At 73.7% G+C, this 19,461-nt stretch carries 17 protein-coding genes and 1 pseudogene; 5 read left to right on the forward strand and 13 right to left on the reverse strand.

Annotated features, from left to right (window positions below; genetic code table 11):
- Positions 1-6: 6 nt before the first annotated feature.
- The 6 genes from AC07DS_RS33790 to AC07DS_RS33815 form a co-directional block, all read right to left on the reverse strand.
- Positions 7-204: a hypothetical protein gene (locus AC07DS_RS33790; RefSeq protein ID WP_145886974.1), complete on the reverse strand. Its 198-nt coding sequence runs from the start codon at positions 202-204 to the stop codon at positions 7-9.
- 100 nt (positions 205-304) lie between these two features.
- Positions 305-823 (reverse strand): hypothetical protein, encoded by a 519-nt coding sequence (locus AC07DS_RS33795; RefSeq protein ID WP_479151522.1) that lies wholly within the window; start codon positions 821-823, stop codon positions 305-307.
- 18 nt (positions 824-841) lie between these two features.
- Positions 842-2,470: an MFS transporter gene (locus AC07DS_RS33800; protein WP_479151524.1), complete on the reverse strand. Its 1,629-nt coding sequence runs from the start codon at positions 2,468-2,470 to the stop codon at positions 842-844.
- Between the two features lie 14 nt (positions 2,471-2,484).
- Positions 2,485-5,142, reverse strand: a complete 2,658-nt coding sequence (locus AC07DS_RS33805) for a winged helix-turn-helix domain-containing protein (RefSeq protein ID WP_479151526.1) — start codon at positions 5,140-5,142, stop codon at positions 2,485-2,487.
- Between the two features lie 112 nt (positions 5,143-5,254).
- Positions 5,255-6,595 carry a hypothetical protein gene (locus AC07DS_RS33810; protein ID WP_479151528.1) on the reverse strand — a complete coding sequence of 447 codons (1,341 nt, stop codon included), beginning with the start codon at positions 6,593-6,595 and terminating at the stop codon, positions 5,255-5,257.
- 90 nt (positions 6,596-6,685) lie between these two features.
- Complete coding sequence (locus tag AC07DS_RS33815) at positions 6,686-7,690, reverse strand: YhjD/YihY/BrkB family envelope integrity protein (RefSeq protein WP_479151529.1); 1,005 nt, start codon at positions 7,688-7,690, stop codon at positions 6,686-6,688.
- A 226-nt stretch (positions 7,691-7,916) separates the two neighbouring features.
- On the opposite strand from AC07DS_RS33815, the gene AC07DS_RS33820 reads away from it, so the two are divergent.
- Together AC07DS_RS33820 and AC07DS_RS33825 are read left to right on the forward strand one after the other, a co-directional pair.
- Positions 7,917-8,375: a DUF6325 family protein gene (locus tag AC07DS_RS33820; RefSeq protein WP_261386952.1), complete on the forward strand. Its 459-nt coding sequence runs from the start codon at positions 7,917-7,919 to the stop codon at positions 8,373-8,375.
- Positions 8,376-8,464: 89 nt separating this feature from the next.
- On the forward strand, positions 8,465-8,767 hold the full coding sequence (locus AC07DS_RS33825; RefSeq protein WP_479151532.1) for an SHOCT domain-containing protein: 303 nt from the start codon (positions 8,465-8,467) through the stop codon (positions 8,765-8,767).
- Positions 8,768-8,779: 12 nt separating this feature from the next.
- Here the strand turns inward: AC07DS_RS33825 and AC07DS_RS33830 are convergent, their stop codons facing one another.
- A complete protein-coding gene (locus tag AC07DS_RS33830) occupies positions 8,780-9,193 on the reverse strand; it encodes a CBS domain-containing protein (protein WP_479151534.1) in 414 nt (137 codons plus the stop codon).
- Between the two features lie 110 nt (positions 9,194-9,303).
- A pseudogene (locus AC07DS_RS33835) lies at positions 9,304-9,452 on the reverse strand (flavodoxin family protein); the annotation flags it as partial.
- Positions 9,453-9,677: 225 nt separating this feature from the next.
- On the opposite strand from AC07DS_RS33835, the gene AC07DS_RS33840 reads away from it, so the two are divergent.
- A complete protein-coding gene (locus AC07DS_RS33840; RefSeq protein ID WP_479151537.1) occupies positions 9,678-10,154 on the forward strand; it encodes an SRPBCC family protein in 477 nt (158 codons plus the stop codon).
- A 210-nt stretch (positions 10,155-10,364) separates the two neighbouring features.
- On the opposite strand, the gene AC07DS_RS33845 is transcribed toward AC07DS_RS33840, so the two are convergent.
- The 5 genes from AC07DS_RS33845 to AC07DS_RS33865 all read right to left on the reverse strand — a co-directional run bounded on the left by AC07DS_RS33845 (position 10,365) and on the right by AC07DS_RS33865 (position 16,231).
- Entirely contained in the window at positions 10,365-10,874 is a 510-nt protein-coding gene (locus tag AC07DS_RS33845) for an O-acetyl-ADP-ribose deacetylase (protein ID WP_479151538.1), read from the reverse strand.
- Positions 10,871-12,289: a phytoene desaturase family protein gene (locus AC07DS_RS33850; RefSeq protein WP_479151540.1), complete on the reverse strand. Its 1,419-nt coding sequence runs from the start codon at positions 12,287-12,289 to the stop codon at positions 10,871-10,873. Before AC07DS_RS33850 ends, AC07DS_RS33845 begins: the two co-directional genes overlap by 4 nt.
- 79 nt (positions 12,290-12,368) lie before the next feature.
- On the reverse strand, positions 12,369-13,214 hold the full coding sequence (locus AC07DS_RS33855) for an inositol monophosphatase family protein (protein WP_479151542.1): 846 nt from the start codon (positions 13,212-13,214) through the stop codon (positions 12,369-12,371).
- A gap of 91 nt (positions 13,215-13,305) precedes the next feature.
- Positions 13,306-15,072, reverse strand: a complete 1,767-nt coding sequence (locus tag AC07DS_RS33860; RefSeq protein ID WP_479151699.1) for a gamma-glutamyltransferase family protein — start codon at positions 15,070-15,072, stop codon at positions 13,306-13,308.
- 82 nt (positions 15,073-15,154) lie between these two features.
- On the reverse strand, positions 15,155-16,231 hold the full coding sequence (locus AC07DS_RS33865; RefSeq protein ID WP_479151543.1) for a lysostaphin resistance A-like protein: 1,077 nt from the start codon (positions 16,229-16,231) through the stop codon (positions 15,155-15,157).
- 139 nt (positions 16,232-16,370) lie between these two features.
- On the opposite strand from AC07DS_RS33865, the gene AC07DS_RS33870 reads away from it, so the two are divergent.
- The gene (locus AC07DS_RS33870) at positions 16,371-18,713 is read left to right on the forward strand and encodes a sensor histidine kinase (protein ID WP_479151545.1); all 2,343 of its coding nucleotides are present in this window, start codon (positions 16,371-16,373) and stop codon (positions 18,711-18,713) included.
- Positions 18,710-19,369: a response regulator gene (locus AC07DS_RS33875; protein WP_479151547.1), complete on the forward strand. Its 660-nt coding sequence runs from the start codon at positions 18,710-18,712 to the stop codon at positions 19,367-19,369. Before AC07DS_RS33870 ends, AC07DS_RS33875 begins: the two co-directional genes overlap by 4 nt.
- The last annotated feature ends 92 nt before the right edge of the window (positions 19,370-19,461 follow it).

A 19,461-nucleotide genomic window follows, 5' to 3' on the forward strand; every position in this document is an offset into this window, starting at 1 on the left:
CCGTTGTCACTCCGGCAGTTGCCGCATCTCGACGACCCGCAGCCCCAGCGACTGGAAGCGGGTCAGCAGCCCGTAGAGGTGCGCCTCGTCGATGATGCGACCGAACAGCACCGTCTGACCGGACATCTTCACATGGTCCAGTTCAGGGAAGGCCTTGGTCAGCGTCTCCGACATGAGTCCATCGATACGGATCTCGTAGCGCATGTGCCGTTCTCCCGCCGCGGGCCTGCTGCGGTCTTCTTGCGATGCTGCTCCGCGCGGCGGCGCCCGGCCTCACCCGGCACAGGTGATCCGGGGTCCGGGTTCAGTGCGTCAGGGCGAGCTTGAACGAGATGATCACGAGGCCGAGCAGCAGATTGACCGCGGCGCTGACCGACACCAGCCGCCAGGAGGCTCCCGCCTGCCGTGCTCCGGCCGCGGACCAGCCCACCTGCCCGGCCACGGCCACCGCGACCGCCAGCCAGCCGGCACCAACGACGCCCAGGCCCAGCAGCGGGCTCACGGCGACGGCGAGGGCGGGCGGGACGGCCGCCTTGACGATCGGCCACTCCTCGCGGCACACCCGCAGGATCGTCGGGCGGTCCAGTGGCCGTTGCGCGAGGTGGGCGCCGAACAGCTGAGCGTGGACGTGCCCGATCCAGAAGACGACGCCGGTGAGCACCAGCAGCGCCACCAGTTGCAGCCGCGGAAACTGACCGAGGCTGCCGGCGCCGATCACGACCGACGCGGCGAGCATCGACCCGTAGACCGCGCCCGTGTAGTCGGCGTGGCTGCGGCGCTCGGCACTGCCGCCCCGCGCTGTGGTGTGGTCGGTCGAGGACATCGCCTTGGCCTTTCGCGCTCACTCGGTGGTGTCGGCGACGCCGGTCGGGGCGCCGCCCTTCGACGGCCGCGGACGCCGGGCAGGTGCGGTCGGCAGGTGGGGTGTGACGAGGAGACTCGCCAGGGTGATCCCGCCGGTGGCGAAGATCGCCGCCTTCAGGCCGTCGAGCTGTGCCGCGGCGTACGAGTCGGTGACGGCGTCGACCTCGGACGGCGGCAGTCCGGCCTGCTCGGCCGCCGAGCGCACCTGGTCGGTCGGCACGAAGCTGACGCCCGATTCCAGGGCGACGCCGGTCTGCCGGCGCGCCTCTTCCGACAACTGGGGGTTGTCCCGCACGTGCACCGTGAACGCGTGGGCCAGCGCGCCGATGAGGATCGACCCGATGAGTGCGGTGCCCAGCGCCGAGCCGAGGTTCTGCGCGGTGAACTGCAGGCCGCCGACCTCGCTGCGTTCCGCCTCGCCCACGCTGGACTGGACAACGTTGCCCAGCTGTGAGGCGAGCAGTCCCATGCCGATGCCGAGCACCGCCATGGCCCCGGCGAACTGGGCGTCGTCGATGACCGGGTCGATCGTGGCCAGCAGCCACACGATGGCCGCCACGAGCATCAGCAGGGCCAGTCGTACGACCCGGCGTGGCCCCAAGGTACGGCCGAGCCGGGCGGCGGTCAGGGAGGTGACGAGCATCGTGATGGACACCGGCAGCAGCCGCAGCCCCGTCTGGAAGGCGTCGAAACCCTGCACCACCTGCAGATACAGCGGGATGGCGAAGAACAGGCCCAGCAGGATGAGGTTCTGGCTCAGCAGGGTCAGCAGACCGGATCGCAGGGGCGGCACGCCGAGCAGGGACAGGTGCACCAACGGGTCGGCGCCCTTGGCCTCGCGTCGGCGCTCCCAGTGCACGAAGAGGGACAGCATGGCCACCCCGGCGGCGACGACGAAAAGGGTGGGTGCGAAGCCGAGGACGGTGAAGGGCGGGTTGCGCGGCTGCACCCAGCCCCAGGTGCTGCTCTGCAGCACCCCGAGCACGCCCAGCCCCAGTCCGGCCGCCGAGAGCGCCGCACCGATCCCGTCCAGCCGGGGCGGCGGTCCGGTCCGCGCGGACTCGCCGATCACCCGGTGGCAGCACAGGACGGCGACGACGACCACGACCTCGCCGGCGAAGACCAGCCGCCAGGTCAGATAGGTCGTCACCCAGCCGCCCAGCAGCGGGCCGACGGCGATGCCGGCACCGGCCAGCCCGCCGATCACGCCGTAGGCCACCGCCCGGTCCCTGCCCCGGTAGGACTCGGCGACCAGGGCCGCCATGGCCGGGAGCACCATCGCGGCGCCGAGGCCCTCGATGACGGACCAGCCCAGCGCCAGGACCCACAGGGTGGGCGCCAGCGCGGTCAGGGCGGACCCGATGCCGTAGACGACCAGGCCGAGCAGGAACAGGCGACGACGGCCGTGGATGTCGCCGAGCCTGCCCCCGATGATCATGAATGCGGCCATCACCAGCGCGTACAGCGTGATGACCGCCTGGATCGAGGTGACCTCGGTGTGGAAGTCCTCCACCAGCTGACTGATGGAGACGTTCATGACGGACGTGTCCAGAACCATCAGGAACTGGGCCGTCCCGAGCACCATCAGGGCTCGCCAATGTCCCACGCCGCCACCTCGGCTCACATCAGTCCGCGTTCACGGGCCCGCCGCACCGCCTCGCCGCGCCGGTTCACACCGAGCTTGCGGTAGACGCTCTTGAGGTGGGTCTTGACCGTGTTCACGGAGACGTACAGGTCGGCGGCGATCTCTTCCGTGGACATCAGCTGGCTCAGGCGCCGCAGCACTTCCAGCTCGCGTCCGCTCAGATCCTCGACGACCAGCGGCGCACGCTCCTCGGCCACCCGGGGAGCGGGGTCGCCGGGGGTGAGCCAGCCCGCGGCGAGGCTCTGCAGCGGCGGGGTTTCCAGCAGATGCCGGATGTGTGGTCCGGCTTCCAGGAACGGGCGCCGCAGCCGCTCCCGCCGGGCCTCCAGCAGGGCCCGGGCGAGCAGCTTGCGGGCGGTGGCGACGTCCCCCGTGTCCTGCGCGGCACGGGCGCGCACCAGCGCGGCGCAGACGCTCACACCCGGGCCGGTACGGCTCAGGGTGCGCAGCTGGTCCACCAGGTCGAGGGCCGCGTCCCGGTTGCCCGCGGCGAGCTGGGCCCACGCCAGCTCCGCCGCGTACGCCGATTCGGTGCCGTAGGGCACGTCGTCCAGCACCTTCGCGGCGGTGTCCGGCCGACCCTCGGCCAGATGCGCGGCGGAGGTGACCAGCGCCGTGTGGACCTCGGCCCACGGGGAGGTCACGTCGGCCGGGACGGCAGGGTCGGCGGCCTCCGCCGCGGCCCTCGGGTCGCCCCGCGCCAGCAGCAGCCGGGCCGTCACGAGGGATCTGCCCGCGGCCGTCACCGGGTCGAGCACGGCGGGGCCGGAGTCGGCAGCCTCCTCCAGGAGGGCCTGGGCCTGCGCGAGGTCGGCGCGGTCCACGGCCACCGCGGCCAGCACCAGCCGCCCGAGATCCGCGCCGGAGGGCCGGTGCAGACCGAACTGTTCGGTCTCGCTGAGCGCCGCCAGCGCCTTGCGTTCGGCCCGGCCGAGCCAGCCGTTCAGGTAGTCGATCAGCGCCAGGTGTCCGAGGGAGTCCTGGCGGGGCAGGGCGGTCGCGACGCCGCTGGGGCAGCCGACCACCTCGGACAGGGCGGCCCGGGCGTCGTCGAAGCTGCCGGCCCACAGCCGGGTCGACCCCAGATGGGTGAGCAGGAGCGCGGTGAGTTCGGGGTGCTTCTCCAGGAGGTGGGCCGGGACCTCGTGGCGCAGTTCCTCGGCCGTGGCCACGGCCTTCTCGGCCCGGGAGGGAGAGCCGGTCAGCCGGGCCGCCAGGGATTCCAGCAGCACGCAGCTCAGCCGGAGCGCGGGATCGGGCTCCTCCTCGGCCAGCTGTTCCTCGGCCTGGCGCAGATGGTTCAGGCCGCGTTCGAGGTCGTGCTCGGCCAGGTCGCGGGCGGCCCGCACCACGTCCGGGGCCGCGCCCTCGGCCTCGGGCCCCATCCGCGCGAACAGCTCGCCGAGGTCGTCCGCGCGCAGCCCGGTGAACAGCTGTCCGATCGCGAGGTCGTCGACGAGGGCACCGGCGGTGAACTCCCAGTCACCGGCGGCGGCACCGTGCGCCAGCGCCTCCGGCAGCGACCCGGTGGCCCGCAGCCACTCCCCGGCCCGCCGGTGGAGTTCCGGTTCCAGGCCCGGATGGCGCGCCCGCAGATGGGCCCGGAGGATCTCGCCGAACAACGGATGCAGCCGGTACCAGGCGTGCCCGAGGTCCTCGACGAACGCGTTCTGCCGGTGCAGCCCGGCCAGGACCGGTTCGAGACCGCTGCGGCCCGTGAGCGCCTCCGCCAGTCCGGGAGAGAAGCGGTCCACGACGCTGACCCGCAGCAGGAGGTCCTGGGTGCGGGCCGTCTGCCGCTTCAGCACCTCGGCGAGGAGGAAGTCGGCGACCGTGCTCCGGCCCGCCTCGAACTCCCTGAGGTAGGCCTCGGGGTCCTCGCTCTCCTGGGCGGCCATGGCGCACAGGCGCAGTCCGGCGGCCCAGCCCCGGGTGCGCTCGACCAGGGCCCGGGTGGCTTCGGCCGGGAGCCGCAGACCGTGCAGCTCCAGGAGGTCGGCCGCCTCCTCGAGGGTGAAGGCCAGCTCGGCGTCCCGGATCTCGGTCATGGCCGACGCGGCCCGGTAGCGGTGCAGCGGCAGCAGCGGTTCGTTGCGGGTGACGAGGATCAGCCGCAGTCCGGGCCCGGCGTGGTGCAGGACGAACTCCAGCTGCTCCGCGGTCTGGGAGGCCCTCTGGCGGTCGAACTCGTCGAGCACCAGGATCGCGGGCCGGTCATGGCCGCTGAGTTCGTCGGCCAGGCGTGCCAGCAGCTTGTGGTCCACGCGGCTCGCGTCCGCGGGGCAGCCGATGTCGGCGGAGAGCGGCACGCCGGCGGCGCGCAGCGCGTGCAGGACGTAGGCCCAGAACATGCCGGCGCCCTGGTCCCCGGCCTCGTTGGTGAACCAGGCGACCGGCCGCCCCAGCCCGGCGGCCCAGTCCGCGACCAGCAGGGTCTTGCCGGCCCCGGCCGAGCCGTTGACCATCGTCAGCGGCGTGCCGAGGGCCTTGTCCAGGTGTTCGACCAGCCGCGGGCGGCGCAGGAAGGTGGCCGGCCTGGCCGGCGGGGCGAACCGTGTCTGCAGGAACGGCTCGCCCAGAGGATCGGCACACATGTCGGCCGGTCCCCCGGTGTTCTGTTCACTCATGGCCATCGGGTCACCACCACGGTCCGTGAGGCAGTGGACGACGCTCCACGGGATCAGAATCGCAGCCTTCGGGCTCCGGCGCAGTTCACGCGGATCGGGCGGCCCCCCGCACCTGCTGTCAGGGCTGGTCGGCGGGCGGTCGCGGCGCCGCGGGGCCCGCGCCCTGCGCGGTGCGGCCGCCGGCCGCGAGCAGCGCGAGCACGGCCAGGACGGCGAGCAGGACGACGACGAGGAGCAGGACGGTGAGCACGGTCGGGTGGTTCCAGAGCGCGAAGACGAGCGCGATGACCAGCAGCGCGGCGAGGGTGAGGCTCTTGCGGTGGGCCAGCGCCCAGCTGCCGGCGCGCCCGGCGTGGATGTGGTGGCCGGCCGCCCACCGGGCGGCGGAGTCCGCGGTGTTGTCGGAGGCGCCCCGGATGGCCACGGGCAGGCGGCCCGGCCCGACCAGGTAGGCGCCGAGGGCGATGACCACGCCCAGGACGACGGCCGTGCGCAGGCTGACCTTGAGGAAGCGGAGCAGGGTGTCGAAGACGGCCGCGGCGGCGGCCTTCGACTGCACCTCGGGCGGCAGGTGGTCCAGGTAGTAGCGGCGGGCGACGACCAGGGCGATGGCCACCACCAGGCAGGCGAAGGCGGCGCCGAGGGCGGTGCGTGCCAGGGCCCGGCGGCGGTGGCGGGCGAGGAAGACGCCCAGGGCACCGAGGACGACGACGAGGACGGGGAACCAGTTCCCGACGACGTCGAGCAGATGCGCGCCCTTTCGGGCCTTGGCGAGCTGGTCGGAGTGGAAGAGCACCAGCTGCTTGTCCACCTCCGGGATCTTCTCGGCGGGCTTGAGGCCCGCGTCGACCAGCTCCTTCTTCACCTCCTCGACGGCCGTACCGACGTTCAGGGTGACCGTGCCGTCACTGACCCCGACGGCACCGCGGCCCTCGCCGGTCAGGGCGTGCACGACGGCCTGGTGGGCGGCGCGGTTGGCGGTGCGCCAGGTCGTCGCGAAGAGGTTGCTGTCGACGACACGGGTGGCGATCCTGGTCACCGCCTGGTTCACGGCGGAGTCGATCTGCGGCCCCAGTCCCTTGAGCGCGTCGGCGGCGCGCGGCGGCAGCCCCTGGGACTGGAGCCAGGCGGCGATGTCGGAGGCGACCTGCGGACCGTCCACCTTGGCGCCCACGGCCTCGGTGATCCGGTGGACCGCCGCGTCCTGGACGGCGGGGTCCGTGGCCAGCGGCGCGACCGTGGACACATACCGGTCGGTGTCGAGTGCGATGTCCTTGACCCAGACCGCGAGCAGGGCGACGGGGACGAGGATGCAGGTCAGCACGATCAGCACGGCCGACGCGGTGGCGCGCGCGGTCCGCGCGGCCGCCCCGCCCCCGTTCCGGCGCGCCCCCGCCCGGCCTCCGGCCGTGGGCTCGTCGTCCGGGCTCGGGGGGTTCGGGGCGGGCGGCTCGGTCACGGTGCCTCCGGCGCGGTGGGGTTGCCTGAACCCCCATTGCCTCAGCCGCACGGGCACCGCGCGCGCTGGGCAGGCCGAATGGACGACGCACTAGGTCTCCTGACTCCACCGCGGGGGCGGGCTGCCCAGGCGCTTCGCCAGCGGGGGTTCCTGTGCGACGACGGCGCCCACGCTGATGCAGACGGCGACCGCGACGGCAACCACGATCATCCAGGACAGAAGCAGGAACACCAGGCCGAGGGAGCCGTAGTCGGTCAGGGCCCGGTTGATGGCCCTGGGCATGTACAGCGGCGCGCTGCTCGTCATGACGGTCAGGACGACGGCCGTGATGACGGCGCCCGGCAGCAGGGGCTTCCAGGTGATCCGGCCGCCGAGCAGCAGATGCTGCGTCCACCACCACAGGCCCGTCTGGGTCACCAGGGTGAGGGGGATGCCCAGCCAGGCGCCCAGGCCGAACCCGTCGCGCATCGGGCCCTGCAGGATCATCGACCCGAGCCACAGGACGAGCCAGGCCACCCAGCGCCAGGGGGCGACGCGGGTGCCCGCTCTGGGGATCTCCCAGGCGCGCTTGCAGAGCCGCTGCAGGGCCCGGCTGACGGCGGTGGCCGAGATCAGCACCATCAGTACGCCGACGACACCGGTGGCCTGCCGGAGATCCTCCGTGGTCGGCTGGAACACCTTCTCCAGCTCGGTCTGGGCGGCACCGGTCAGGCCCAGCACCGCATGCACCGACCTGACCAGTTGCTGCTTCAGCCACGGCGGAGCGTAGGCCGCGACCACGAACAGCAGCGGGATGGCGGTGAGGAAGCACTGTGCGGCCAGCCGGGTGCCGGAGTCGAAGATGTTCACGGACACCATGCGGTCCGCGAGATGGGTGACGACCGGGAAGCGGATCTCCGCCTCGCGGTGCAGCGTCTTCGCCCGGGCCACGAGCTCGGTGCTGCGCCGCTTCCACCAACTCGGCCCGGGACGCCGGTTCGCCCGCCCGCCCCGTCGCATCAGGGTCCCGCGAGCGCGCTTCGGCGGTACCACCGGCGCCGGGTCGGGGTCGGCGCACTCGCGGTGGTCGGCATGGCGTTGCTCATGTCCCTTCAACACGCCTTCCCTTCGACACGCCTTTTCCTGCGGCGCTCCTCCTCCGACCAGAGTGGCCGCCGGGGCACGCGGCGGCACCCCGAGGCGGGGGCGGAGGGGCGTCGTGCGCGGATGTGCGAGGCTCTGGGGCGCGTGCTGCAATGGCCAGGAGGGCTGACCACCGCCGACGCGAGGCGCTGCCACGGAGCCGCGGACGGCCCCCCTCCCCTGTTCCCGAGGAGTGGCCATGAACGGCATCGAAGAAATGGGCCCGGTCGACTACCTGGTCATCGAGTTCCCCGGCAACCGCATGACGGGCGAGGCGTTCCCCCTGCTGGTGGATCTGGTCGAGCGCGGCCTCGTCCGGATCATCGACCTCGCCTTCCTCCGCAAGGACACCGACGGCTCGGTCGTCGCGCTGGAGTTGCAGGACCTCGGCGACGAGGTCGATCTGACCGTCTTCGAGGGCGCCTCGGCCGGCGTGCTGGACCAGAGCGACCTGGACGAGGCCGGCAACGCGCTGGAGCCCGGCAACTCGGCCGCGGTGCTGGTGTACGAGAACGTGTGGGCCGCTCCCCTGGCCCGCGCGCTCAGGCGCAGCGGGGCCCAGCTCGTCGCGAGCGGCCGTATCCCGGTGCAGGCCCTGCTGGCTTCCCTGGACGCCACGGAGGAGACCACTCCCCCCGGTGGCTCCGCGGTCGCCTGACCGGCCGCGCCGACACCGGTCGCCCGGACGACGGGGACCGAACACCGGTCGGCTGAACGGCCGGACCGAATCCTGGGAGATGACCGAACATGCCCGGACTGCTTCGAGGCGTCGCACGCACCGCCGTCGTCGCCGGAACCGCCACCGCCGTGTCCAACCGCGTCTCACGACGGCAGGCGGGGCGATGGGCGCAGCAGGACTACGAACAGCAGCAGGCCTACGCACAGCAGCAGGAGCCGGCACAGCCTGCTCCTCCCGCAGCGCAGTCCGCCGCCCCCGACGAGATGACTCAGAGGATCGATCAGCTCAAGCAGCTGGCCGACCTGAAGGCACAGGGGGTGCTGACGGAGGAGGAGTTCGAGAGCCAGAAGCGCCGGCTCCTGGGTGGCTGACCTCGGCCGGTGTCAGGCGTAGACCCGCTCGACGAAGTCGTGGATCTGGCGGTCCGTCAGATGCCTGGCCAGATCGGCCTCACTGATGATGCCGACGAGCTTCTTCTTCTGGATCACCGGCAGTCGGCGTATCTGGTTCGTGGACATCTCGTCCAGCACCTGCTCCACGGTCGCGTTCGCGTCGATCCAGCGCGGCGTGCCCTGGGCCAGGTCTCCGCACGTCACCTTCGACGGATCGTGGCCTTTGGCCACGCACTTCACGACGATGTCACGGTCCGTGACAATGCCGCACAGTCGTTCGTCGGCGTCGCTGACGGGCAGCGCCCCCACGTTCAGACGGGCCATCAGCTGCGCGGCCCGGTCGAGGGTCTCGGTCGCCGGGACCCACTGGGCTCCGGAATGCATGATCTCTGCGGCGGTGGTCATCGGTTCAACCTCCTGGGACATACACCCGTACGGGTGAACAAGGGCGTCGTTCTTTCACCGTACGAGCATGTCAGCGTCCCCGCGCGGTGTCCCGGACCGGCCGCCGGGCCCTACCGGTGCTCGGGGTTCTCGTAGTCGCGGCGGCAGCCGGCGTCCCGGGCGGTGCCGTGGTGTCGCGGTTGGTGAAGTCGTTCTCCGGACCGCCCGAGCCGGGGTCCAGGTACGACGGGCCGGGGCCGGCCTCACCGATCCAGCCGGCGGTGTGTCGGTGGCGGGCGGCGAAGCGGTCGTGCGGTCCTCCGGGAACCCTGGCGGCACGGTGCGCGACGGCGCGTTCACATCCGGCTCCAGGCTGCGGAACGGCCCTGGCGGCCGCCACCTCGGTGCCTCCGGATGCCCCGGGTGTACCGCGCGGCTACTGTCGAGAAGCCCCCTCCCTCGTCCCCGTTCTCCACCAGGCGCCTCCGGAAGGAGTGTGGTCGGCGTGGCCCGGAACCGCCGTCTGATCCTGAGCTCGCCGTCCGAGGTCTGGAGCCTGCTCGCCGACGGCCATCGCTACGGGGAGTGGGTGACCGGAACCCAGCAGGTGCTCGCCGCGGACCCGCACTGGCCCGCCGTGGGCGCCCGCCTGCAAGTCCGGGTCGGCGTCGGCCCGCTGACCCTCGACGACACCTGTGTCGTCCGTATCTGCGAGCCGCGGCACCGCCTGGAGCTGGAGGCGAAGGCGGATCCCTTCGGCGCGGCCCGCATCGCCATGAACCTGATCCCCTGGGGCGAGCACACGCTGTTCGTCCTCGACTGGCACCCGCTGCGCGGCCCCGGCACCCGGATGCACGGACTCCCCGTGGACTACGTCGTCAGGATCCGCAACGGGATGATGCTGACGAAGCTGGCCCGGATCGCGCTGACCGAACACGGCGAACGCGCAGACGGGGACCTGCTGCACACGGGCGGCGGATGACGCCGCCCCGGCACGGGTGACACCCCGCGCGTCCGCTGCGCTGTACGGGATGGCTCCTCCATGGGGCCCGCGGTACCTCTTCCGCCCCTGACCTCCCGGCGGGGTATCGCGCGCCGAGGCGGGCAGGCGCACTCCCCCAACGCCTGCCCGCCCCGTGCACCGGTCCCGCGCCGGGCGAAGCGGCGAGGGCCGCGCGGCGACGGCGTTACCTCAGCCGAGTTCCCGGGCGAACACCTCGTACGCCCGCTCGTCGAAGAGGACGAACCGCACCTCTTCCACGGTTGTCCGGGCGGCCCGCACCGTGTCGAGCGCGATCCGTGCCGCGTCGTCCATCGGCCATCGGTACACGCCGGTGGAGATCGCCGGGAACGCGACCGTACGGGCTCCCAGCTCGTCTGCCACGCGGAGGGACTCCCGGTAGCAGGAGGCGAGCAGACCGGAGCGGTCCTCGGAGTCGGACCAGACGGGGCCCACCGTGTGGATCACCCAGCGGGCGTCCAGGTCGCCCGCCGTGGTGGCGACCGCCTGGCCCGCGGGCAGGCCCTTGCCGTAGTGGGAGGCCCGGAGCCTTCGGCAGTCCTCCAGGATCGCGGGGCCGCCGCGGCGGTGGATCGCGCCGTCCACCCCGCCGCCGCCGAGCAGTGAGGAGTTGGCCGCGTTCACGATCGCGTCGGCGCTCTGCCGGGTGATGTCGCCCTGGGCCAGGGTGATGGTGGTCATGCCTGCCTCAGCCTTCTCCACACGGCCTTCGCCGCGTTGTGCCCCGACATGCCGTGCACGCCGGGTCCCGGCGGGGTGGCCGAGGAGCAGATGAAGACGGCCGGATGGGGGGTGTGGTACGGGAACGGGGACAGTCTGGGGCGCAGCAGGAGCTGGAGTCCGGAGGCCGCGCCGCAGGCGATGTCGCCGCCGACGTAGTTGGCGTTGCGCGCGGCCATCTCGGCCGGGCCCGCGGTGGCGCGGGCGAGGATCCGGTCGCGGAAGCCGGGGGCGAACCGCTCCAGCTGGCGCTCTATCGCGTCCGTGAGGTCGCCGGTCCAGCCGTTGGGGACGTGGCCGTACGCCCAGAAGACGTGCTTGCCCTGGGGGGCTCGGGTGGGGTCGGCCACGCTGGGCTGCACGGTGATCATGAACGGCTTGTCGGGGGCGCGGCCCTCGCGGGACGCGGCCCGCAGGGCGGTGCCGATCTCGGCCTTGCTCGCACCGATCTGCACGGTGCCGGCGACCCGGGCCTCGGGGGCGGTCCACGGGACCGGGCCGTCCAGCGCATAGTCGATCTTGAAGACGCTGGGGCCGTAGCGGTAGTGGTCGTAGTAACCGCCGAATCCGGCGATGCGGGCGAGCGCGGTGGGCGAGGTGTCGAAGACGTACGCGCGGGCGGGCGGCAGGTCGTCCAGACGCTTGACCTCGTAGTCGGTGTGCACGGCGCCGCCGAGGTCCTGGAGGTAGGCGGCGAGGGCGTCGGAGATCGCCTGGGAGCCGCCGCGGGCCACGGGCCAGCCGCGGGCGTGCGCGGCCAGCGCGAAGACCAGGCCGATGGCGCTGGTGGCGAGGCCGTTCAGCGGGGCCATGACATGGGCGACGAGGCCGGAGAACAGGGCCTTGAACCGCTCGTCGTGGAAGCGGCGCATCAGCACGGTGGAGGGCGGCAGCCCGGCCAGGCCGAACCGGGCGAGGGTGACCGGGTCGCGCGGCAGCGCGGTCAGCGGCAGGGACATGAAGTCCCGGACGAGCGTGTCCCACCTGGGCAGGAACGGCCTGATCAGTCTGCGGTACGCACCCGCGTCGCGCGGGCCGAAGGAGGCGGCCGTCTCGGCGACGGAACGGGCCAGCACGGCCGCGGTGCCGTCCGGGAACGGGTGCGCCATGGGTAGCTCCGCGTGCAGCCACTGAAGGCCGTAGCGCTCCAGGGGCAGGTCGCGGAACGCGGGCGAGTTGATGCCGAGGGGGTGGGCGGCCGAGCACGGGTCGTGCCGGAAGCCGGGCAGGGTCAGCTCCTCGGTGCGGGCGCCGCCTCCGACGGTGGGCCTTGCCTCGAACAGGGCGACGGAGAAGCCCCGGCGGGCCAGCTCCACAGCAGCGGTCAGTCCGTTCGGTCCCGCACCCACCACGACCGCATCGAGCATCGACGGCACCTTCGGACCCCTTCGTCAGCCGATGGCCACTCAGGTTCAGGATAGGCCGCGGGACTGACACTCCCCGGAGCCGGGTGGCTCAGGCTCCGGTGCGCAGCAGGTCCACGATCCGGCCGGCGGTACCGGCGTCCCGGGCCGCTGTGAACGGCAGCGCGTTGGCACCGGTCACACGGAACGGCTCGCCGGTGCGGGTGACGTGGACACCGCCCGCCTCCTCGACCAGGAGCAGGCCCGCCGCGTGGTCCCAGGCGGCCTCCCAGGAGAACGCCACTGCGTCCAACTCGCCCCGGGCTATGGCGAGATACTCCAGGCCCGCCGAGCCGCAGGGGCGCGGGGCGAGGCCGTCGGTCCACAGGGCGCGCAGCGCACGCTTCTGGTCTTCGGTGGTGAAGTCGGGGTGGGACGTGGCGACGGTGAGGTCGCGGCCGGGTGCGGGCGGGCCCGCGAACAGCCGTTCGCCGTCGAGGAAGGCGCCCCGGCCGCGGACGGCCGTGGCGAGCTGGTCGCGCGCGGCGGCGTAGGTCCAGGAGGCCAGGACGGTGCCCCGGTGGGCCAGTGCGACCAGGGTGCAGAAGCCGTCGTCGCCGTGCACGAACTGCCGGGTGCCGTCGACCGGGTCGATGATCCAGACGGGCGCGTCGCCCTGGATCGCGTCGTACGTCGCCGGGTCGGCGTGCACCGCCTCCTCGCCGACCACCACCGAGCCGGGCAGCAGTGCCCCGAGGGCTTCGGTGAGCTGCTGCTCGGCGAGCCGGTCGGCGTCGGTCACCAGGTCGTGCGGTCCGCTCTTCTGGTCCACCTCGTGCGCGGCGAGGCGGCGGAAGCGGGGCAGGATCTCGGTGGCCGCGGCCTTGCGGACCGCCTCCTCGACGTCTGCCGAGCAGCGGGTGAGAAACTCGTCGATGGTTTCCGTGTCTTGGATCATGCCTCCATGAGAACACGCGCCACTGACAATCCCAGCCCGCCCGGTGGACGCCAGGTGGAATCGGGATGAAGAGCGGGTGCCGCCCCCGCCGTCAGCGGCCGACCGCGTATCCCTGCATCCCGCGCGGGTTCGCCGCGGCCGAGAGCACGCCGGTCTCCGGGTCCCGGGCCACCGCGCACAGGCGGCCCTCCGACCAGCCGGGGCCGACGGTGACGTCGTGGCCGCGCCGCCGCAGCTCCTCGATCACCTCCGGGTCCATGCGCGACTCCACCGTCACGCTGCCGGGGCGGCGGCCGCGCGGGTGGAAGGAGCTGGGGAAGCTGTCGTTGTGCCAGTTCGGGGCGTCGACGGCGCCCTGCAGGTCGAGGCCGCCGCGGACCGGGGCGCGCAGGACTGCGGCCAGGAGGAAGTGCAGCTGCCACTGGTCCTGCTGGTCGCCGCCGGGCGTGCCGAACGCCAGCACCGGGACGCCGTCGCGCAGGGCCAGGGACGGGGTGAGCGTGGTGCGGGGGCGGCGGCCGGGGGTGAGGGAGTTCGGCAGGCCCTCCTCCAGCCAGGCCATCTGCAGCCGGGTGCCGAGCGGGAAGCCCAGCTCGGGCACGACCGGGTTGGACTGCAGCCAGCCGCCGCTGGGCGTGGCCGCGATCATGTTGCCCCAGCGGTCGACGACGTCCAGGTGGCAGGTGTCGCCCCGGGTGCTGCCGTCGGCGGCGACCCGGGGCCCGGCGACTGTCGGCTCGCCCGCGCCCATCGGGTCGAAGCCGCTGTCCCGGCCGGCCTCCACGCGCGCGTGTGCCTGGGCGGGAAGGCGCGGGGCGCGTCCGCCGGGGCTGCCGGGGCGCAGCTCGTACGACGCCTTGGCGCCGACCAGGGCCCGCCGGCCGGCGTTGTAGCCGTCCGAGAGCAGCTCGGCGAGCGGCACCTCGGCCGCGTCCCCGTACCAGGCCTCGCGGTCGGCCATGGCGAGCTTGCAGCCTTCGACCAGCAGGTGGACGTAGTCTGCCGAGCCGTAGGAGGGCAGCTCGGGCGGGAGCAGGGCGAGCTGCTGGAGGAGGGCGGGGCCCTGGCTCCAGGGGCCGGCCTTGCACACGGTCCAGCCGTTCCAGTCGTACGTCACCGGCGCCTCGTAGCTCGCCGACCAGCCGGCGAGGTCGGCCGCGGTGAGGGTGCCGGTGTGCCGTTCGCCGCTGGTGTCCAGGGTGGGCCGCCGGGACTGCCGTACCAGTGCCTCGGCGACGAAGCCGGAGCGCCACACCTCGCGCGCGGCGTCGATCCGCGCCTCCCGGTCGCCGGCCCCGGCGGTCTCGGCGAGCAGCCGTTTCCAGGTGGCGGCGAGCACGGGATTGCGCAGCAGCTCCCCGGGCCGGGGCGCCCTGCCGCCCGGCAGGTAGACCTCGGCCGAGGAGGTCCACTCGGTCTCGAACAGCTCCCGGACGCTCTCCACGGTCGCGCCGATGTTCTCCACGGGCGCGTGCCCGTGCTCGGCGTACCCGACGGCGTACCTCAGGACGTCGTCGAGGGACTTGGTGCCGTGATCGCGCAGGAGCAGCAGCCAGGCGTCGAAGGCACCGGGCACGGCGGCCGCGAGCGGGCCGGTACCGGGTACGAGATCCAGACCGAGCCCCCGGTAGTGCGCGACCGTCGCGCCGGCCGGGGCCACACCCTGCCCGCACAGCACGCGTACCTCGCCGTCCGCCGGGGCGAGCAGGATCGGTACCTCGCCGGCGGGCCCGTTCAGGTGCGGCTCCACCACGTGCAGCACGAACGCGCCGGCCACGGCCGCGTCGAAGGCGTTGCCGCCGTCCTCCAGGACCGCCATCGCCGACTGGGAGGCCAGCCAGTGGGTGGAGGACACCATGCCGAAGGTGCCCTGGAGAGTGGGCCGGGTGGTGAACTGCACGGGTCACCTCGCAGTTTGAGCACGTCGGTCGGCAGGCAGGCTATCGAGCGGACCCGGTTCCGCTCCACGGCGGGATCTCTCCTCGGCCCGGATCCCGGGGGGCCGGGGGTTCCGGTGTGCCCGGTGCCGGACTGCCTGCCCACGGGGGCGGCGCGGGAAAGCCCGCGACGGGCGGGTACGGGGTGGCGAAGGCGGGCGGCGGGCCGGGCGGGAGCGGCGCGGGAGCGGTGCGGACCTGGGGGCGGCGGCGCAGCAGCCACACCACCGCCGCCGTGTACAGCGCGATGCCCGCGACGTCGAGCGCGACCAGCGGCCAGGTCGCGTCCGCCGCGGTCTCGTCGCTCCTGAGCCCGTCGACGGTGGCCGCCATGCCGGCGAAGGCGAAGAGGTTGTTGACCGTGTGCAGCACGACGGATGCCTCCAGCCCGCCCGTCCGCCAGGTCAGCCAGCCCGCCGCCGCCCCGAACACCACGAGGTCGGCGAACCCCCAGGGCGTGCCCCAGCCGTGGGCGGCGGCGAACAGGACGGCCTGGGGCAGGAGCGCGAACCAGGGCGAGCGCACCCAGCTGCCGACGGCCTGCGTCAGCCAGCCCCGGAAGACGTACTCCTCGGCGGCGGCCTGCAGGGGGACCAGGACGAACAGCATGGCCAGCGCGGGCCCGAAGACGGTCCATCCCGCCCAGCGGAACTCCTCGCCGTCGTCGCCGGGCAGCAGGATCATGCCGCCCGTCGCCAGCGCGAGGACCGGCACGGCCGTCAGCGCGCACCGGGCCAGCCAGCGCCATCTGAGTCGGCCGGTCACCGAGGAGAGCGTGCCCGCGGGGCGTTGCCCGATCCAGCGCACGGCCAGCAGCACGACGGGTATTCCCACGGCGAGGGCCAGCAGGTCAAGGGCGGTGCCTGGGACGGGGCCGAACTCCACGAGTCCGTCGCGGTCCTCGGGGTACCCCTGCCGGGAGCCCCACTCGTCGGCGACGCCGTAGAGGACGGCCACGACGATCATGTAGACCACGGCCACGACCAGGGTCCCCACCAGCGGACGCCACCAGCGGTGGTGCACCGAGAGCCGGGCGAGTCGGTGGTAGGGCAGGGGTTCGGGCGGCGGTGGCGTCGTCATGGCCCCAACTCTCTCCGGCGGCGCCCGGCCCGGTCATCGCCCCGCGGCACGAACGCTGCCTCTATCGCTGGGTGGGGACCGGTCTCGGTCTCAGGGCCGGTGCCCGCCGTCCGGGCCGCGTTCTACGCTCGTCGGCGAAATGGAGACGATACGCAACTGGCTTCTGCCCCTGGTGCTGGCCGCCGTACAAGGAGCCCTGATGTGGACCGGGTCGGGCTCGGACGAGAGGCCCGGGACGCTGGGCCTGATCGCCGCCGGCTGCGCCCTGCTCGTGGAGACGGCCGCGCTGGGCCGGCGTCGGCAGGCACCCGTGCGGGCTCTGGCGGGGGTGGTGGGCGGCTACGTCCTGGGCATGGCCGCCTGGCCGGACGGCTACGTCGGCCTCGGCACGCCGGTCGCCCTGTACTCCGTCGCCGTCCGCTGTCCCATGCCGGTGACGGTCCGGGCCGTCGCCGGGCTCGTGGGCGTCGAGTGGGTGATGTCCGTCGTACAGGACGGTTTCCGCGTCTCGCTCCTGACGCTGGCGATCACCCTGTCCGCGTACGCCCTGTGCGCGGGACTCGGCGAAGCGCGGCGCCAGTGGCTCGGCGGACGGCTCACCGCGGCCCACCGGCTGGCCGGGGCGGAGCACGCCCGTCGGACGGCGGGCGACCACGAGCGCCGGCGACTCGCGCGCGAACTGCACGACGTGAGTGCCCATCACCTCACCTCGGTCGTCGTCACCGTGGACGCCGCGCGCAGGCTCGAGGCCAGCAGGCCGGAACTGGCCCCCGAGGCACTGTCGTTCGCGGAACGCACCGGCACCGAGACCATGGCATCGCTGCAGCGGCTCGTCGGTCTCCTGCGCGACACCGACTGCCCGGGCCCGGGAGTCACGAGTGCCGAGATCGAGGAACTGGTCGCTGGATTCGGCCGTTTGGGCCGGCCCGTGGCCACCCGCATCCCCGACGACCTGACCGGTCCCGCGGCCGAGGCGATCCACGGAATCGTCCGCGAGGCCCTCACCAACGCCGTGCGGCACGCCCCCGGCACCGCCGCCCGGGTCCACGTCCGCCGGGCGGACGGCCTGCTGGAACTCACGGTGGAGAACGCGCCACCGCGCGCCCCGGCGCCGCACGACACCGGCGGCCTCGGCTCGGGACGGGGCCTGGCCGGCATGCGGGAGCGGGCCGCAGCGGCCGGCGGCGAGCTGACCGCCGGTCCCGGCCCCGACGGCGGATGGCTGGTCCGCGCGACCCTGCCGGACGCCGCCGGGCCGCAGCAGCCTCCCGGGCCCGCCTGGCGGCGGCACGTCCTGCGGGAGCAGCGGCTCGCCGATCCCGCCCTCGCCCTCACCGCGATGATCCTGCCGGTCGTCATCGCCCTCGGGGCCACGGAGGACTGGCCGGAGCGGACCAGGCGCGCCGTGCTGCCGGAGCTGATCGTCGTGACGGTGCTGCTGGTCCTGCACGCGCTGCCGCTGTTGTGGCGCAGACGCGCCCCCGTGGCCTGCCTCGTCGCCGTGCTGGCCACGGCCTGGCTGTGGCCCGTGGCCGTCGCGGTGGTGCCCCTGCCGTCACGGGTGTCGCAGTTCCTCGTCGGGGGCACGCTCGTGGAGCTGCTCGCGGCGTACGCGCTCGCCGCCTACGGGCGGGGGCCCTCCACCGCCTGGCCGGCACTCGTCGCGACCACCTTCGGCACGGCCTCGGCCGTCACAGTCACGGCCGCCGCCGACGGCTCGTTCGAGGGCGGCCCGGTCGACGGGTTCATCGGGGCCATGGTGATCGTCCTGAGCGTCCTGCTGGCTCCCCTCTTCGCCTCCGTGTGCGGTGCGGGTCTCGTGCTGCGGCGCCGGCGCCTGCGCGTCCTGGCGCACGACGACTTCGCGTTCGCCCGTTCCATGTGGCATGCGCAGCAGGCCGCCGAGGCCGAACGGCACCGGCTGGCACTCACGTTGCGCGAGGCCGTACTGCACCACACGGCGTCGCTCGTCGAGCTGGCCCGGCAGGGACGGCTCGACGACGTGGCCGGCACGGCCCGGGCCGCCCTGGCCGCCATGCGGGACATGCTGCACGGCCTCGGCGACGCCACGGACCCCGCCGACCGCCTCGCTCCGGCCCCGACCGCCGCCGACCTCGACACACTGTGCCGCACCCTGCGCGCCGCCGGCCGCGACGTGCGGCTGCGGGGACTGCCCGAGGCCGGGCGGGACCTTCCGCCGTCCGTGCACGTGTCGATGTACCGGATCGTCGAGGCGGCGCTCGGCGCGGGCGACCGCGGGCCGGCCCGGGTGACCCTCAGGCGGCGGCGCGGCACCGTGTCCATCACGGTGACGGGCGCACCGCTCGCCGTCGCCGGCCCGGTGGCCGAACGCCTGCGGGTGCAGGCCGCCGCCGGCGAGGGCCGCATCGTGCTCGAACCGACCGGTACTGTACGGGTGTCGTTGCCGGCCGGACCCGCTCCGGTCCCCGTCCAGGAGGTGTCCCCGTCGCCGTACGCGTGATCGTCGTCGACGACCAGGCCGTGGTCAGGGCGGGTTTCGCCGCCATCGTGGACGCCGAACCGGACCTCACCGTCGTCGGTGAGGCGGGAGACGGGGCGGCCGCGGTGTCGCTGGCGGCCGCCGAGGCCCCCGACCTCGTCCTGATGGACATCCGGATGCCGGGCATGGACGGACTCACCGCGACCCGTCTGATCACGGCGCCGGAGAACGGGCCCCGGGTGCTGGTGCTCACCACCTTCGACCTCGACGAGTACGTGTACGAGGCCCTGCAGGCCGGAGCGTCCGGGTTCCTGCTGAAGGACGCCCGGCCCGAGGACCTGCTGACCGCGATCCGCGTCGTCGCCGCGGGCGACGGCATCCTGGCGCCCGCCGTGACCGGCCGTCTCATCCACACCTTCGCCCAGGGCGCCCCGCGGCTCCCCGCGACGGCCGGCGCCCTCGGCCAACTCACCCCGAGGGAAAGGGAAGTGCTGCTGAAGATCGCCTCCGGCCTCACCAACGCCGAGATCGGCGCCGAACTCGGTGTGACCACCGGCACCGTGAAGACCCACGTGAACGGCCTGCTGTCCAAGCTGGGCCTGCGCGACCGGGTCCAGGCGACCATCCTCGCGTACGAGATCGGACTGATCCGTCCCCGCGCGAGCCGGGAGAGCTGACCCGGGATCCGCCGCGCGGGTGATCTTTCGGACCTGGTCGCCGCCCGGGAACACCGCGGCCACCTGCGACGTTGATCTCGTGCGGCAGGAAC

Source organism: Streptomyces sp. NPDC044064, assembly GCF_056434245.1.

Excerpts from the sequence above, each read along its gene's own strand:
- AC07DS_RS33860 (WP_479151699.1), bottom strand. The coding sequence starts at position 15,072 with ATGGTGTCCTCCACCCACTGGCTGGCCTCCCAGTCGGCGATGGCGGTC.
- AC07DS_RS33855 (WP_479151542.1), bottom strand. The coding sequence starts at position 13,214 with ATGATCCAAGACACGGAAACCATCGACGAGTTTCTCACCCGCTGCTCG.
- AC07DS_RS33790 (WP_145886974.1), bottom strand. The coding sequence starts at position 204 with ATGCGCTACGAGATCCGTATCGATGGACTCATGTCGGAGACGCTGACC.
- AC07DS_RS33865 (WP_479151543.1), bottom strand. The coding sequence starts at position 16,231 with ATGACGACGCCACCGCCGCCCGAACCCCTGCCCTACCACCGACTCGCC.
- AC07DS_RS33830 (WP_479151534.1), bottom strand. The coding sequence starts at position 9,193 with ATGACCACCGCCGCAGAGATCATGCATTCCGGAGCCCAGTGGGTCCCG.
- AC07DS_RS33795 (WP_479151522.1), bottom strand. The coding sequence starts at position 823 with ATGTCCTCGACCGACCACACCACAGCGCGGGGCGGCAGTGCCGAGCGC.
- AC07DS_RS33825 (WP_479151532.1), top strand. The coding sequence starts at position 8,465 with ATGCCCGGACTGCTTCGAGGCGTCGCACGCACCGCCGTCGTCGCCGGA.
- AC07DS_RS33805 (WP_479151526.1), bottom strand. The coding sequence starts at position 5,142 with ATGGCCATGAGTGAACAGAACACCGGGGGACCGGCCGACATGTGTGCC.
- AC07DS_RS33845 (WP_479151538.1), bottom strand. The coding sequence starts at position 10,874 with ATGACCACCATCACCCTGGCCCAGGGCGACATCACCCGGCAGAGCGCC.
- AC07DS_RS33870 (WP_479151545.1), top strand. The coding sequence starts at position 16,371 with ATGGAGACGATACGCAACTGGCTTCTGCCCCTGGTGCTGGCCGCCGTA.
- AC07DS_RS33820 (WP_261386952.1), top strand. The coding sequence starts at position 7,917 with ATGAACGGCATCGAAGAAATGGGCCCGGTCGACTACCTGGTCATCGAG.